The organism is Paraburkholderia sp. SG-MS1 (genome assembly GCF_012275575.1).
Lineage (GTDB): Bacteria > Pseudomonadota > Gammaproteobacteria > Burkholderiales > Burkholderiaceae > Paraburkholderia.
Window position 1 is genome coordinate 1 of sequence record NZ_NPIH01000019.1, and the last position, 15,792, is coordinate 15,792.

A 15,792-nucleotide genomic window follows, 5' to 3' on the forward strand; every position below is an offset into this window, starting at 1 on the left:
CCATGCGGCCCGTCGCCTCCACCGTGGCCGCCACCGGGTCCGCCGCCACCCGGACCACCGCCGCCCCAACCCGGCGGCGGTCCCCACCAGCATCCGCTCAAGGTTGCGCTCAGTGCGGCGAGCGCCGCGATTGCCAACAGCTTCTTCATGCTTTCTCCTTCGATCTATCTGCGGTGACGCGGCAGCGTCGCTCGGGTTTCGAGTGACGCTGCGATGCGTCATCCGCAACTTATCAAGCGGCGAAAGATCATGTTTTACGAGGCCGTTACAAGCTCCACGGACAACGACCGCGACAAGGCGGCCTCGCTGTGGTGGACGTCGCCTTCTAGCGTCGATTACGCGGAGTTCGAGAAGTGTGGCGCGGCAAGCGGGCGCGCTCACCTTTTGTTTGCATATGGAAGAGGATGTAAGGGAATTGGCGGCTTCGTTTCGCGCCGTTGCCTTGATAGGTGAGTTGTTAGACCTGCGACACGTCACCGTGAGCGGCTAGGCCACGACTCCCTGGAAATCCTCACCTTCGCATCGGTGCGGATTCTGAGCGGCCACGGATCACCTCCTGGAATCGCTCACCTTTTGACGGTGATCTCCTGGAACTCCTCACCTTTGGAGCATATTTCGAGGCTTCCAGCGTGCTGTTCGCTTCCGCGAGCGGCTCACTTCCGGGCGAATGGAGAGCGGTCTCCTGGAAATCCTCACCTTATCGCCTCGCGGAGAGGATCTCCTGGAATTCCTCACCTTTGAGGGCGGTGACCGCTTCTCCTGGAATTTCTCACCATTCGCCTGACGGTCGCCATCCCCTGGAAATCCTCACCATCCTGGAACAGCTCACCTTGGTGCGCGTGAGCGGCCGTTCGCTCAAAACTTCAGCTTCACCTGAAACCCGATCGTAAACGGCAGATCGTCCGAAGGGATCGGCGGAATCACGATGAAGTTCGCGCCGACCCGTTTGTATTCGACCATCACGATCGGTGCGACCACCGGTCCGATCGTGTGATTGCGGCCCAAGCCCCAATTGCCGTAGTTATAGCCGGAGATGATGCCGGCCATCGCCGCGAGCCGCACAATGCCCCAGTGCGCGAACTCCGGCGCCCAGACGCCGCCACCATAGTACGAGGGCCGCCGCAGCGAGTTACGAAAGCCGCCGGCAGTCAGCGCCCATTGATTGTTGAGCCAGCATTCGACACCGAGGCCGGGATTGAACTGTTCGAAATCGGTATTCGGATCGGGGTTGATGTGATACGAGCCGAGCATGGCGTCGACCCATATGCCGCCCTCGCACCAGTTGCCGGCCTGCGCGGCGGACGCCGCCGCCAGGCTCGCGATGAGCGCCACTGCAGTACGTCGGATGTTCTTCTTGATCTGCCGAAAATGCATGTCCTCTCCGCCACCGGTCGAGCGCCGGTGTCATCTATGTTCTGGCTATGAGTTTGCCGCCCGTCGCGCACTGTACCTCAACCCGCACACGCGATGTTGAGGCGGCGCCCGGACGTGCAGGCACAAGACGTGCCCGCAGCCTCGAACCGCAACGATAACGGAGAACCGATGGCAAAGCGGTGAATGCGTGCCCGCATCCACCGCCATTCTGGATGGCGGGTCTAGAGTCCGAGATCCGACAGGCCCGGATGATCGTCGGGACGGCGCCCAAGCGGCCAGCGATACAGACGGTCGGCTTCGCGAATCGGCAGGTCGTTGATGCTGGCATGACGGCGCGCCATCAGTCCATGCTCGTCGAACTCCCAATTCTCGTTGCCGTACGAGCGGAACCAGTTGTTCGAATCGTCGTGCCATTCGTAGGCAAAGCGCACCGCGATACGGTTATCGGTGAATGCCCACAGTTCCTTGACCAGCCGGTAGTCGAGCTCCCTCGCCCATTTGCGGCGCAACAGGCCGACGATCTCCGCGCGGCCATGCGTGAACTCGGCGCGATTGCGCCAGATGCTGTCCGGCGTGTACGCGAGCGATACGCGCTCGGGATCGCGCGTATTCCAGCCGTCCTCCGCCGCGCGCACTTTCTGAATCGCGGTTTCGCGCGTGAACGGTGGCAGCGGCGGGCGGGTTTCGATGGAGTCGGCCATGATGTTTCCTCGGTCAGGTTGCGGCGCGCCGGGATGGCGCTCGCCGGTTTGCGGAAGGGCTCGTGGATTTGCCTCGCGAAGCGCCTGTCACGGTGCCAGTGGACGCGGCGCGCCCACGGGCGGATGGGGTGGCCTCGGCGTCGAGCAAGGTCTGAGCTGCGCTGCGCGCGTCGAGCGCGGCGTCGGCCTCGCCGCTCACCAGCGCCACGGCGATTGCGCCATCGAGCAGAAGCAGCCACTGACGCGACAATCGCGCGGCGCGCCGCGCGTTCATGTCTGACTCTGCGGCGAATTCATCACATTGGGTCCGCACGAAATCGAGCAGACGTTCCTTGTGTTTGCGCGTGACGATCCGGATCGGATCGTCCGCCGACGCAATCTCACCGGCCGCATTCAGAAACGCACAGCCATGAAACTCGTCCGACGCAAACCATTCGCGCAGCACCTCGAACATTCCGAGCAGACGCTTGCGCGCACTTTTGCCGCGCCGCTGCGTACCGGCGATAAACCAGTTCATCCAGCGTTCGTCGCGCCGTTCGAGCGCGGCCGCGACGAGCGCGTCTTTCGAGTCGAAGTGCGTGTAGAAGCTTTTGCGCGCCGTGCCAGACTGCCTCACGATCGCGTCCACGCCGGTTGCGTGGATGCCGCCTGCGTAGATCAACGCTTCAGCGGCATCCAGCAAACGCTCGCGCGCGCTGCCGGGCGCCGCTGCTTCAGTGAGAGTTTCAGTAGGCATGGACGAAGGGTAGAACGATCATTCTCCCTCGTCAAGTTTTTGCCGGTTCCGGCAGATAGGTACGCTAGCTGCTATCGTGATGACGATCGGTCAACCGGAACGAACTTCATGAATCCATCGCCTGTCCGCGCCGTGCTGGCGCGTGCGCTGCTGGCCGCCACGCTGTTGACGGCAGTCGCCTGCACGCCGGTGCAGGTCCTCACGCACTCGGTCAGCCAGAACGAGGCGCGCGTGCCGCCCGGCCGGTACGAGATCGATCCGGACCACACCAGCATCACGTTCGATATCGACCATTTCAAATACTCGCGCTTTACGATTCGCTTCGATCGCAAACAGGGGCAGCTCGACTGGAACGAGGGCGGCCTCGAGCGGAGCACGGCGTCGGTCACGATCGACGCGGCAAGCATTGATACGAACGTGCCGCTGCTCGACAAGATGGTGAAGGGCTCCGACATGCTCGACGTCGCGCGCAATCCGGCGATTCGCTTTGCGAGCACGCGCTTCGAGCGCACCGGCGAATCGCGCGGCACACTGAGCGGCGATCTGACGATTCGCGGCGTCACGCAACCGGTCACGCTCGATGTCACGTTCAACGGTTTCGCGCCCGATCCGCTGACGAAGAAAGACACGCTTGGCTTCTCGGCTGAAGGCCGTTTCAGCCGCGCGAAGTTCGGTTTGTCGACGTGGTATCCGGCCGTCGGCGACGACATCCACGTACGCATTCAGGCAGAGTTCGTGAAAACGCCCGCAGGCGGGTGAGCGCGATGCGGGCGTTACCTGGGCTGTTGGTCGGTGCCCGTTTATTCGCTCGTGGCGATGTGACTGACGTATTGGTTCACGCAGCCGTCCAGTCGAGAATCACCTTGCCGCTCTCGCCGGAAAGCATCGTGGCAAAAGCCTGCTGATAGTCGTCGACCTTGAAATGGTGCGTGAGGATCGGCGACAGATCCAGGCCGCTTTGCAGCATCGCGACCATCTTGTACCAGGTCTCGAACATCTCACGCCCGTAAATGCCCTTGATTTCAAGGCCTTTGAAGATCACCTGAGTCCAGTCGATCGCGGTCTGCGCGGGCGGAATGCCGAGCAACGCGATCTTGCCGCCGTGATTCATCGCTTCGAGCATGCTGGTGAACGCGCTCGGCACGCCGGACATTTCCAGGCCGACGTCGAAACCTTCGGTCATGTGCAGATCAGCCATCACGTCGCGCAACGATTCGCGCGACACGTTCACCGCGCGCGTCGCGCCCATCTTGCGGGCGAGTTCGAGGCGATAGTCGTTGATGTCGGTGATCACGACATTGCGCGCGCCCACGTGTTTCGCGATCGCCACCGCCATGATGCCGATCGGACCCGCCCCGGTAATCAGCACGTCTTCGCCGACCAGATTGAACGACAGCGCGGTGTGCGTCGCGTTGCCGAACGGATCGAAAATCGCTGCGAGATCGTCGGAAATTTCGGGCGGAATCTTGAACGCGTTGAATGCCGGGATGACGAGGTATTCGGCGAACGCGCCTTCACGATTCACGCCGACGCCCACCGTATTGCGACACAAATGCCGGCGCCCCGCGCGGCAGTTGCGGCAGAAACCGCACGTGACATGTCCTTCGCCCGACACGCGATCGCCGATCGCAAAGCCGCGCACTTCCTGTCCCATCTCGACAATTTCGCCGACATATTCGTGACCGACGTGCATCGGCACCGGAATGGTCTTTTGCGCCCAGTCATCCCACTTCCAGATGTGGATATCGGTGCCGCAAATCGCGGTGCGCGTGATGCGGATCATCACGTCGTTGTGGCCGACTTCGGGTTTCTTGACGTCGGTGAGCGTGAGGCCCGGCGCGCGTTCGAGTTTTGCCAATGCTTTCATATGCGGCTCCGTTTCAGATCACACCCAGTTCACGGCCGACGCGCGCGAAGGCATCGACGGCCCGGTCGATCTGCTCGGGCGTGTGCGCGGCGCTCATCTGCGTGCGGATGCGCGCGCGCCCTTTGGGCACCACCGGGAACGAGAAGCCGATCACGTAGACGCCTTCCTTCAACAGCGCGTCGGCCATTTTCGAAGCGAGTTGCGCGTCGCCGAGCATCACGGGAATGATCGGATGTTCGCCCGGCACGAGCGTGAAGCCGAGCGCGCTCATCTTGCTGCGGAAGTGCGCGCCGTTTTCGCGCACACGTGCGCGCAATTGCGCGCCTTCGTCGCTCGCCAACAGTTCGAGCACTTTCAGCGACGCGGCGGCGATGCTCGGCGTCAGCGTGTTCGAAAACAGATAGGGACGCGAGCGCTGCCGCAGCAACTCCACGATTTCCTTGCGCGCGGCGACATAGCCGCCCGATGCGCCGCCCAATGCTTTGCCGAGCGTGCCGGTAATGATGTCGACGCGCGACAGCACGCCGCCATGTTCCGGCGTGCCGCGCCCATGTTCGCCGACGAAACCGACCGCGTGCGAATCGTCGACCATGACGAGCGCACCGTAGCGGTCGGCCAGATCGCAGATGCCGGCGAGGTTGGCGATGATGCCGTCCATCGAGAACACACCGTCGGTGGCGATCAGCTTGAAGCGCGCGCCGGCGGCGTCCGCCTCTTTGAGCCGGGCTTCGAGATCGGCGAGGTCGTTGTTCTTGTAGCGGAAACGCTTCGCCTTCGAGAGCCGCACGCCGTCGATGATGCTCGCGTGGTTCAGTTCGTCGCTGATGATCGCATCGTTCTCGTCGAGCAGGGTTTCAAACAGGCCGCCATTCGCGTCGAAACAGCTCGAATAGAGAATGCAGTCGTCGGTTTGCAGGAACGCGGCGAGCGCATGTTCCAGTTCCTTGTGCACGGTTTGCGTGCCGCAGATGAAGCGCACCGATGCCATGCCAAAACCGTCGTTGTCCAAACCTTGTTTGGCGGCGTCGATCAGCCGGGCGTCGTCGGCGAGGCCGAGGTAGTTGTTCGCGCAGAAATTCAGCACCTCCGCACCGTCGGCAAGACGCACATCGGCCGACTGCGGGCTGGCGATCACGCGCTCGTTCTTGTAAAAGCCGTCGGCGCGGATCTGCTCGAGGGTGCCGCGCAAGTGGGCGAGATATTGGTCACGCATGAACCCTTCTCCTGAATGGGATGGTAGCGCCGGCCCGCACTCGCCCATCCGCCATGGGAGCGGCATGGGCGACGGCGCCGAGACGGCCTGCTATAGTCGGCCGTCACTATTATCGGATTTTTTCGTTTTTTCGAACTAGAATCCGGTATATCGAACAACTCTAAACGATGGGTCAGGAAATGGCAAGTTCGGGTATCCGCCGCACCGCGGCCGGCGCGGCGCCTACGTCAGGCGTGGCATCGGTGCCGGCGAGTGCCGCGCCGCCGCGCGTCGGCGACCAGATTCAGCGTCTGCGCGCCGAACGGCGCATGACGCTAGACGATTTGTCGCGCGCGGCCGGCGTATCTAAATCGATGCTCTCGGAGATCGAGCGCGACAAGGCCAATCCGACGATCGCGGTCGCCTGGCGGCTGACCAATGCGCTCGGCGTCAGTCTCGATTCGCTGTTCGCGCCGCCCAAAGCGCCGGAAGCGATCGCGGTCTCCGGTCCGCACGAGATTCCCACGTTGAGCGGGCACGAGGCGAAGTATCAGTTGCGGGTGTGGGGGCCGATCGAACTGGCCGGCAAGTTCGAATGGTACGAATTGACGCTGCAACCTGGCGGGGCGCTGGTGTCGAACGCACATGAACCCGGTACGCGCGAGCATCTAACCGTGCTGCACGGCTCGATCGAAGTCGAGGCGGCCGGCGCGACGAAACGGCTCAAGGTTGCGGACACTGCGCGCTATGTCGCCGACGAACCGCATGCAATCCGCAATGCCGGCAAGGGCGAAGCGAAAGCGTTGCTGGTAGTGATCCACGGCTGATTTCAGGCTGACGGCCCGGGCGTCTTGCGGCTAGCAGTTGGCGGATTTGGTCAATCGGCTGAGGTTGCATCCGATACTGTATATTTGTACAGTACAGGGTATCGACTGGAGCCGATAATGAACAATTTGAGAGCCGACCCTACTGATCAAGCTCTGGCCGCGCTGCGCTACCAAACCGCGGCGCGCGATCTCGACCATATCGTGCGCAATATCGCGGCGCGTTACATCGTCCAGCAGGTGCCGCTCACGTGGCGTTTGCTGCATGCGATCGAAGCCGAGGCGCTAGCCGACCTCGGGTTTGCCAGCCGGCACGACGCGCTCATGTTAGGCCTGTTCCAACGTCCGTCCGACCTGCCTTATCCGGAAACCGATGAGGCCGTGGATTTCGGCACGTCCACCGCGCTACCCGCGGTGTTCGCGTTCGCGGTCAGCGCTTATGAAGAAGCCGCTCGCCACGCAGCGAAGCCGGCGTCGGACGGGTCCACACAGAAACGCTCGCGGCCTTGGGGCGGGTGAAGGCTGTGTTTTCGTCGGTTGCCGCCTACAATATGCGCAACTAACGGGAAAATAGACCATGTCACCCCCTCATCTGTCTGACCCCGTCCAACATCCTGCGCCGTCGACTGATCTGTTCGATCAGCAACGGGAAGACTGGCGTCGCGACCCTCAAATCGCCTTCGACGCCTGGCTTGCCAGGCAGCATTTCAGACGGTCCTCCGCAAGTGTCTACCAGGCGCAGTGGGGGCTTTTTCTTGACTGGCTGAGCGCGCGACAGAAAAGTCTCGTGACGGTCGACACGCCGATGATTGCCGAATTCGTCGCCGGACTCGATGTCCGGAAACCGCAACGAATCCGGTATTTGCGGCTGATCGAGCGAGTGCTGGATCATGTGCGCGAAATCGAATCCGCGTCGACGAACCCGGCGCGCTTCATTGCTCAGGATGGCGAAGCAGCGTGGCGAAATGCGCGCGATAACGAGCCGACCGGCTTTCTCACCCATTCCGAACGCGCCGCGCTGATCGCGCAATTGTTTGCACCGCTGCCAGATTTGTCGACCGCGCAGCGCTGGCGAGCGCGCCGCGACCGCGCGTTGATCGCCGTGTTTCTCGGTGGCGGCTTGAAGACGGGCGAAGCTGCAGTGCTTACGGTTAGTTGCGTGAATATTGGTTCGCCCTGGCTGACCATCGAGGCGGCCAATCCGATGCTCACACGCCGCACCCGGCTCGCGCCTTTCGCGACCGCGATCCTCGATGCGTGGCTCGCCGAACGCCGTCATACGGAATTGGCCGGCAACCTGGTTTTCCCGGCAACCCCTTCCGGACGGCCGATGCACAAGGCCACCATGCTGCGTGCGGTCGACGCATTGATCGACGGCGCCGGGATCGCCGCGTCGCGGCAGTCGCGCGCCAGCCCGCAAACCTTGCGCAACACTTTTGCGGCCGATCTGTTCGAAAGTGGGGTTGAGGCCGAACTGGTCGGCCAATGGCTGGGATTCGTGCAGGCGGTGTCGGCCAACCGGCTGTATCGCGCGTGGCAAACGTGGGTTGACCAGCAGGATTTGCCTGCCGCCGAGATACCTGATCCGGCCGCGCCGCCTTTACCCGCGCCTAGACGAGACGGACGTTTTACGCGGAAAAAGGGAGCCGGCGAGCCCTGAAAGTCCTCACCTGTCCGGTCCCGAATTTCCTCACCTTTGGCGTTTTATCCGCTATCGCACCGCGTCGAATTGACGTTCCGGCGCGGCAGCCGGGTCGCTCGACAAAAAGCGGCTGACCGCCGCAAGCCTCGATTCGCCGGGTCCCGACGAGTGCTCACATTCCGGGCAAAGCAGCTCGAAGCGGTGATCCAGTTGCGACAACTCCGGTTCACCTTCATCACATTTCGGGCAGCGTTGCGGCAGCATGACATGGCCGTCCGCCGCAGTGCCGATCACACGCAGCTCGTCGCTCGTGAGCCGGCCCGCTTCGACCAGCGAACAGATCAAGCCACCGATTGCCGGGTCGATGCCTTGTCGGCCGCGCAAGACGGTGACCTCTTTCGTCAAGTTATCCACCTCGTCCGATTGCTCGCGCAACTGAGCGTCGAGCCGATCGCCGCGCGCCTTGGCCGCCGCGATTTGCTGAATGAACTCGAACTCTTTGCGACTGGCGTCGCGAACGCCCGATTGATACGTCGCCGCCATGCTGCGGAGCGAATCGAGTTCGACCAGCATCGGCTTGACGCGCCGCTCCGCTTCGGCAACCGCGTCCTTGATCTGTTGCGCATAGTGTTCAGTACTTTGGCGCAACTCGACATGCAGTGCGTCGATCCGGTCACGCAACGTGGCGTTGGTCGCCAGTTCATTATCGAGACGCTGACGGAGCGCTTCGTTTTCCCGATCGAGCCGATGCACCGTCGACTGCAAGCCTTCCTGGTGAAAATTTCCGTGCGTGGTTGCACTGGATAGCTCGGTTTCGAGCGCGCGAACCCGCTCCCACGCCGCTTCGGCGCGCAGTTCGCTGCGCTTGATAGCCTCGTCAGCTGCATCCCGGCGAATTTCGGCGTCCCGTGCACGTTGCTCGGCGGCCGCGATTTCCGCATGAATTTCCTCGCGTTCGCTGACGAGCGTTCTCTGCGCATGAGCAACCGCCTCTTCGAACAATGCCCCCAACAGCTCCCCAGCGCGATCTTCCAATGCTTTAGGGATGGCCCCAGGGCCGACTTTCACTCGCGACACGCTCCGGATGCGTTCCCAGAAGTGGTCGATGTCCTTCGGGATGTCGCTTGCGCTGCCGGTCTGCGTCAGATCGCGAACCGCCGCCATGGATGGGCGGACGCCAAGATCGAAAAAAAGGCGCTTACATGCATGTAGCGACAAGTCTTGCCGTCGGACGCCTTGAGCACGCATCGTTTCAAGCTCGCCGCGGATAGCTTGTCGTTCTTGGTCCAGATTCATGTCAACCTCGATGTCGCTCGAATTGGATGGATCATAACAATTTACGTAACGTTTGCTACCTATTTACTCGGGACGTGGGGTTTTTGTTGAATGGATGCGCTTTTAAGCAGTACAGAGACGCACTGGCTCGCGTTGGCTCTACTTTTCCGTGAAACAAAACGAAGAATAAACGATAAGTCTTTGTATAGAAAGCCGTTTTGCTTGCCTGCCACCGATCGCGCACTGTTTCACGAACTGGTGATGAAGGAGAGTGGGTGAGGCTTGATCGGAGGACTCGCGGGGGAAATGCTAGAGAGTAGTAAAAGTAAACACCTTTGAACCCATGTTAAAAACGTTAACGCCATGGCAAAGCCTTATCCAGTAAGGGTTCCAGCCCGGTAGGGTGAAGCTTTGCGGGAGACGTGGTGAGGGTTTGCGGGAAAGTTGAGTGATGAGGTTCGGGGGGCTGGGTGAGCGGGTCCGGGACAGAACGTGAGCGGGTTCGGGAGACCCCATCAACATTCGGCTTATTAAAGGTGAGGTTTTGCAGGACCTGATTGTCGTTGGCAGCCCCGCGGCGCCTGAAAGTCTTTTCCGAGAGGCGTCGACTTAAAGGTGAGCGCTTTCGGGAGCTTCGGCGATCGTGGTTTAGGGTCTCATTTGGAGGCCCCAAACCGCATTGGTGAGCGAAGTCAGGAGAAAACGAGAACCGAAGGTGAGACTTTACAGGGCCAAAGGGCATTTTAGCCATAGGTTTGTGCATTCCGGGGCGTGAGGTGAGCCTTTGCGGGAGTTGGCAGGCGCTGAGGGACGACATTTGTCAGCTGGGGCCGCGCGCTGGCGGTGTTGGAATTGGAAAGGTGAGGAAATTCGGGAGGTAGGGTGCGGCTGGGAGTTGCTGCCGACTGAAGTGCCTGGTTTTCGTTAAAGGTGAGACTTTTCGGGAGGATCCTGCCCAGGTTTTTACGGCTGAGGTGAGGGAATACGGGATCAAAAGGGCACCCCGTGCCTGAAAAAGCCCTAGGGAGGCCGCTTTCGGCACTGCTGCTTTGTGCTGGTCGAATTTCATTGGTGAGGTTTTTCGGGACCTTAAAGGAGGTGCTTGAAAGGCACTCTTTTTGGACAAAAAATGATTAGAGGTGAGGAAATGCGGGAGCGTCCATTAGTCGTCTCGCTATTATGTTGACCCTAAGTCATTGAAATTGTTGGGATATCGGCTGGACCTTTTTAAAGGTGAGGCTTTTCGGGAAGATCTCCTACGGCTGTGCAAAGCGGCCCGGAAAGCTCAAAGGTGAGGCTTTACGGGATTAACTTGGAATGATTTTTGGGCTCGAGGCCTCGGGGGCCCGCATCGTTTCGAGCGTTCAGAGTGTGCAAAGGTGAGCTTTTTCGGGGGCACAGCGTGAGCAACACGTCACGCCCTGACAACAGGCCGTCTTTTCCGTTGATTTCGCCCACCGACGTTTATGCGATTTCGGTGCTGTCGGCATGGCCGAGAAGCTTGGGCGTCTTGATTGATCCAACGCCGCAGGCGTTATCGGGTTGCCGCGTACTCATGGGAAGATAAGAATGACGGTATGGCACCTCTCGTGCTTGGTGAGTGCCGTCGGTGCCGCGCGGAAAGCCTGTTACGTCGTCCAGGTCGGCTTCCTCGGCGGCAGGCAGTCTGCGCGCAGGATTTACACGGTCGTGTCCCGGGAAGCGCTTCAGGCCGCGTCGCCACTTGTGCTCGCCCCCCACTGAGATCTTCCGCTGCTTACCCTCCTCGCTCGCAGAACATTGCGAAGCACCCCGGAGCCTGGTTCAACACAAGTCCCGTTTGAACCTGGAGCCAATGTCGCCCGAATTTACGAAATTTTTTTATGGTGAGGAGATTCGGGATCGAACGCTCCCCGTTCGCGCACGCGGCGAAAAAGTGAGAATTTGCGAACGCCGCGACCCGTAAGGACAGCCCGAACCTGGTGTCAAATGGTTGAGGTGAGGCTTTTCGGGAGTTGCTGGAGGTGAGTCATGACTCGTAAGCTCACTTCACCGGGAACGGTGAGACTCACGCTATAGACGCGTATCACCACAGCCGGTATGCTCTCGCCAAATCCCTCCTCGACCCGACGCATGGCCACGAAGCGCGCGAAGAAGACCGACGTAGTCAGCCCGAGCTCCGCGGAATTGCGCAAAGCCGTCGAGGCGATCGCTATTCAGCCGAAGAGCGGCAAAATTACGCTGCTTACCCGCAAGCTGTTCAACGTGCTCCTCGCCGTGGCTCAGCAAGCCGACGAATCAGGCGACACGTACCGGGCCTTGCTGTCCGACATCGTCGCCAATTCCGCATTCGATTCGAACGACACGGCACTGGTCAAGGAGCACCTGCGGCGCATGGTGTCCGTACAGGTCGAATGGAGCACGGGCACGTCCAGCCAGAAACCCGGTCGCAAATGGGGCATTTCCACGTTGATCGCCGACGCGGAAATTCTCGAGGACCCCACCACCCGCCGTGTCTGGGTGGAATTCTCTTTCGCGCCGAAGATCAAGAAGAAGCTGCTCGACCCGGTTCAGTATGCGCGTTTGAGTCTGCAATTCCAGAGCCAACTGCGCAGCAGCGCGGGTCTTGCGCTTTACGAGATTTGCGTGCGCTATCTGACCAACCCGAGCCATCTGACGATGCGTGAGACGTGGGAATGGTGGCGTCCTATTCTGTCTGGCACGCCGGACACGGAAGCCGGCGACGAAGCGAAACGCGAATACAAGTACTTCAAGCGCGATTACTTGCGGCCGGCGATTGCTGAAGTCAACGCCGTCACGAATATCTTCGTCGAGTTGATCGAGCATCGCGAAGGGCGGCGTGTGGCCGAAATCCAGTTTCGCGTGACGGAGCGCAAGCAGCCAATGCTCGCACTCGACGAGCATCCGAATGTGTTCGACAGCACGCTGGTCGACCGGATGGTGAAGATCGGCATCCCGCTGAAAGAAGCGCAAACACTGTATGCCGACAGCGAAGAAAACCGTATTCGTGCCGCGTTGCAGATGACGGAGCAGCGCATGCGCAGCACATCGTTGCCGCCTGTGCGCAGCGCGCCCGCCCTGTTCAAGGACGCGTTGAAGAAGGGTTATGCGCCGCCCGTCGAAGCATTGCCGTCAGGCAGTGGCGGGAAGGCCGCGGTCGCCGCGCCGGCGGATGATCTCAAAGCGCGATTGCTGGGTGAATATTCGGCACATCGCCGCAAAGAAGCGTACGAGTTGTACAACGAGCAAGGCGAGGCGGAGCGGGAGATCGCCCGGCAGTCGTTTGAGGAAGATGAATTGCCGGGGCTCGGGACGCACATGCGCGACGACTGGCGTCGTCGCGGGTTGGATTCGAAAATTGTCGAAACGGCCTTTTTCGATTGGCTTGCACGCAAGACCTGGGGTGAACCGACCGACGGCGACTTGCTCGCCTTCACGCTGAGCCAATCGCGCGCAGCCTGATTTTTTGAGGAGCCAGGCGGCGACGATTGCGCACCGCCCAACTCTCTTACTTCAGCATCTTTTCAATTTGCCGCAGGATGTCATCACGCTTCTCGCGCGTGAGCCCCTTGAGGCGCAGTTCGATTCGATCATCGCCATATGATTTGAGATCGCCCACCGACACGCCTTCGAGTTTGATTTCCAGACGCTGCGCGTAGCGTTGTCGACCTGCCGGTTTGACGCTTTCCTGCGCGCTCACCCTACCCTTCACGATATCCGCGACTTGCCGCGTGCTCAGGTCGTCGGAGAGGATCTTGTTGATCAGCCGCAGTGTTGCGTCGGCACCCCGGGCGGTGTGGTATCGACCCACCTGATACGCCATGTTGGAGCCGAAGCGGTCCGGACGCGCGACCATTTCATGCATGACGGGCTCAGGCAACTTGGCGATGGACAATGCGACCGCGACAGTCGATTCGTCCAGGCCGAGATGTTCTGCAAGCTCCTTCTGGCTCTGGAAATGGCGATCGTCAAGAAAGCGCTTCCAGACCACTGCATTGTCGAAGACCGTCTGGGAGTCGCGTTGGACGTTGAGGTCGTAGCCCAGCTTGTAGCTCTGAATCCCGATTGGCAGATCGATGACGATCGCCTTCACGGATTCCTTGTTCGCCTCTTTCAGTGCGCGCACACGTCGACCGCCATCGCTGACAAAGTAGGTGCCAGGGCTGTCGTAATCGGGAATGACGTGAATCGCCTGCTGCTGGCCCTGCTTGGCGAGATTGACAGCAAGATCCGCAATCGACGACTTGAGGTAAAAGTGCCGTGGATTGAACGGGCTAGGCTTGATGCTTTTCAGCGCAAGCTCGATGACCTGATGGGGTTTGTAGCCGTGTTCGATTCTCCACGCCCGATAGGCCGCCGATTCATTGGCAGTATCGACGGTATCGGATTCGGGAACGTTCGGAGCCACCATCGTGGATACTGGGCGCGCAGCAGTTTCACTGTTTCCCGGACTATTCTTGACGAGGCCGTCGATCGCATTCAGACGGTCGAGCGCGGTTCGCTTTTCGCTGCTGGTCGTATCAGGACGTGCTTGAAAGCCTTTGGCGAATTGGGAGGGTTTCATTGAGGGTCCTTTATGCGCATAAATTTCACGGGAGCAAGGCGGCGATCTCGTTCGCGCACGCCCGTATTTCAAGGGTGGCAAGCTTGGCGCCCCGGTCGTTCATCTGAAGTACCGTCTGCCCTAACGCCATGGCCTGCTTGTACGCTTCACGCGTGGGAATCTGGGTCTTGAGCAGAGGAAAGCCGAGTTCTTCCAACGCACGCTTCAGTTCGCGCGTCAGCATCCGTTTCTCCTCAGTCTTGTTGAGTAGAAAGACTGCGCGCAGGTCCTCGTTCATTACTTGAGCTTGCTGGACAAGCTTGACCAATCCGATGCTCGACCAGTAGTCGGCGGGCGATGACGATGTGGGAATGACTGCGACGCTCGCTGCAAGCAGGACGACGCCGGAAACCTTTTCGGTAATGGACGGCGGGCAGTCGACGACGATGATGTCATAGTCAGCCACGAACTTCTTGATCTCACGATGGATCTGGCTGCCTGCTTCCGAGAGGTTGACGACCGGGAAAGGGATGCCTGTGTCGCCGTCTGATGATGCACTGGCCCAGTGAATGAGTGTGTTCTGACCATCTGCGTCTACGACGAGGACGCGTTTGCCTTTCTCGTGAAACGCGGCGCCGAGATGCATCGCGATTGTGCTCTTCCCGACTCCGCCCTTTTGCTGTGTTACCGCGATGATTTCTGCTGCCAAATTTCACCTCCTCTTTTTAGGCCCAAATGGATTCTACCTGGATAGATTTCCATTTCAATCGTTTTTATGAATTCAAGATAGAAATTGGCCATTCGGTGGAGGTTTATGCGCATAAAGAGCGTGAGGCGGGGGAAGGCTGCGGGTGCGGCGGGTCGCTTGCAGACGGACGAGGGATCAGGAATGCTTGAACGAAAGAGGTGTGAAACGCTGTTTGATAACGGCGTCCGAGTGGAGGGGCAACTGATCAGGTATTTCGCTGCGCCTGGGGGTGGAGTGGGCCTTCCCGAAGCCCCCATGGAAGAGTAAGCGCTCAGCGAAGGTGGTCTGGCGCGCGGGGCCCTGTTCAATGGATGAGGTGACAGGACTTTATGCGCATAAAGTCTACTCGCGCGATAGGGCTGGATGGACCGGCGAGAGGCGTCGCGACAGCGATTGTGAGAGAGAGGGGCTTCAGGCGCTTTTCGATCGCAGGAGCGTCCCTGCATGTGCGTGATGAGGGAGATGAAAGGCGCGCATGCGATGCCGGCAATGTACGTGAGTCTCTGAATGGTTTTGGGCTTGCTGACCGGTATGAATTGACGGAGGGGCGGTCAGTTCATCTCGTCATACCTGAAAATCGCGCGCGTGTTAGAAGCCGCGGAATAAAGCGCTCCTGGGATTAGGCCGAATGTGAACCGGCGGGAGATTTTTGGCCATGGACTGACTTCTGGGCCGCTTCGGCTGGGTATGTCACTGTCGGCGAAAGAGTTTGTGCGCATAAACTACGTGCAGCCCTGCCTTTTCATACCATTTCAATAGCGCCCATTCTCCACCCTGCTGCCTAATCCCTAGCAGCAACGCGAGGTGAGGAGACACAGAACAACAACAGCCTCGAAAAAATTCCTCACCCAACCGCGGCCACTCTCCCTTCACCTCGAACCGGACAAGGA

At 60.2% G+C, this 15,792-nt stretch carries 13 protein-coding genes; 5 read left to right on the forward strand and 8 right to left on the reverse strand.

The features are described 5' to 3' along the window. Nucleotides 1-855: 855 nt before the first annotated feature. The 3 genes from CIC12_RS01560 to CIC12_RS01570 form a co-directional block, all read right to left on the reverse strand. Nucleotides 856-1,374: a hypothetical protein gene (locus tag CIC12_RS01560; protein WP_168661519.1), complete on the reverse strand. Its 519-nt coding sequence runs from the start codon at nt 1,372-1,374 to the stop codon at nt 856-858. Between the two features lie 221 nt (nt 1,375-1,595). Beyond that, the gene (locus CIC12_RS01565; protein WP_168661521.1) at nt 1,596-2,075 is read right to left on the reverse strand and encodes a nuclear transport factor 2 family protein; all 480 of its coding nucleotides are present in this window, start codon (nt 2,073-2,075) and stop codon (nt 1,596-1,598) included. Between the two features lie 13 nt (nt 2,076-2,088). Continuing rightward, nucleotides 2,089-2,811: a TetR/AcrR family transcriptional regulator gene (locus CIC12_RS01570; RefSeq protein WP_168661522.1), complete on the reverse strand. Its 723-nt coding sequence runs from the start codon at nt 2,809-2,811 to the stop codon at nt 2,089-2,091. A 108-nt stretch (nt 2,812-2,919) separates the two neighbouring features. On the opposite strand from CIC12_RS01570, the gene CIC12_RS01575 reads away from it, so the two are divergent. Next, nucleotides 2,920-3,570 carry a YceI family protein gene (locus CIC12_RS01575; protein WP_168661524.1) on the forward strand — a complete coding sequence of 217 codons (651 nt, stop codon included), beginning with the start codon at nt 2,920-2,922 and terminating at the stop codon, nt 3,568-3,570. Between the two features lie 76 nt (nt 3,571-3,646). Here CIC12_RS01575 and tdh read toward each other — a convergent pair whose 3' ends face one another. Beyond that, a complete protein-coding gene (gene tdh / locus CIC12_RS01580; RefSeq protein ID WP_168661526.1) occupies nt 3,647-4,678 on the reverse strand; it encodes an L-threonine 3-dehydrogenase in 1,032 nt (343 codons plus the stop codon). A 13-nt stretch (nt 4,679-4,691) separates the two neighbouring features. Further along, nucleotides 4,692-5,891, reverse strand: a complete 1,200-nt coding sequence (locus CIC12_RS01585; RefSeq protein ID WP_168661528.1) for a glycine C-acetyltransferase — start codon at nt 5,889-5,891, stop codon at nt 4,692-4,694. Nucleotides 5,892-6,058: 167 nt separating this feature from the next. Between CIC12_RS01585 and CIC12_RS01590 the strand changes: the two genes are divergently transcribed. From CIC12_RS01590 to CIC12_RS01600, 3 genes are all read left to right on the forward strand, one after another. After that, on the forward strand, nt 6,059-6,697 hold the full coding sequence (locus CIC12_RS01590) for a helix-turn-helix domain-containing protein (RefSeq protein ID WP_168661530.1): 639 nt from the start codon (nt 6,059-6,061) through the stop codon (nt 6,695-6,697). Between the two features lie 117 nt (nt 6,698-6,814). Then, nucleotides 6,815-7,213 (forward strand): DUF2471 family protein, encoded by a 399-nt coding sequence (locus CIC12_RS01595; protein ID WP_168661532.1) that lies wholly within the window; start codon nt 6,815-6,817, stop codon nt 7,211-7,213. Between the two features lie 58 nt (nt 7,214-7,271). Beyond that, the gene (locus CIC12_RS01600) at nt 7,272-8,354 is read left to right on the forward strand and encodes a tyrosine-type recombinase/integrase (RefSeq protein ID WP_168661534.1); all 1,083 of its coding nucleotides are present in this window, start codon (nt 7,272-7,274) and stop codon (nt 8,352-8,354) included. A gap of 51 nt (nt 8,355-8,405) precedes the next feature. Here CIC12_RS01600 and CIC12_RS01605 read toward each other — a convergent pair whose 3' ends face one another. After that, nucleotides 8,406-9,632 (reverse strand): DNA-binding protein, encoded by a 1,227-nt coding sequence (locus CIC12_RS01605; protein WP_168661536.1) that lies wholly within the window; start codon nt 9,630-9,632, stop codon nt 8,406-8,408. A gap of 2,091 nt (nt 9,633-11,723) precedes the next feature. Between CIC12_RS01605 and CIC12_RS01610 the strand changes: the two genes are divergently transcribed. Then, nucleotides 11,724-13,073 (forward strand): replication initiation protein, encoded by a 1,350-nt coding sequence (locus CIC12_RS01610; protein WP_168661538.1) that lies wholly within the window; start codon nt 11,724-11,726, stop codon nt 13,071-13,073. Nucleotides 13,074-13,119: 46 nt separating this feature from the next. On the opposite strand, the gene CIC12_RS01615 is transcribed toward CIC12_RS01610, so the two are convergent. Together CIC12_RS01615 and parA are read right to left on the reverse strand one after the other, a co-directional pair. Beyond that, nucleotides 13,120-14,175 carry a ParB/RepB/Spo0J family partition protein gene (locus tag CIC12_RS01615; RefSeq protein ID WP_168661540.1) on the reverse strand — a complete coding sequence of 352 codons (1,056 nt, stop codon included), beginning with the start codon at nt 14,173-14,175 and terminating at the stop codon, nt 13,120-13,122. A gap of 25 nt (nt 14,176-14,200) precedes the next feature. Further along, nucleotides 14,201-14,863, reverse strand: coding sequence for a ParA family partition ATPase (gene parA / locus CIC12_RS01620; protein WP_168661542.1), 663 nt, complete (start codon nt 14,861-14,863; stop codon nt 14,201-14,203). Nucleotides 14,864-15,792 lie beyond the last annotated feature (929 nt).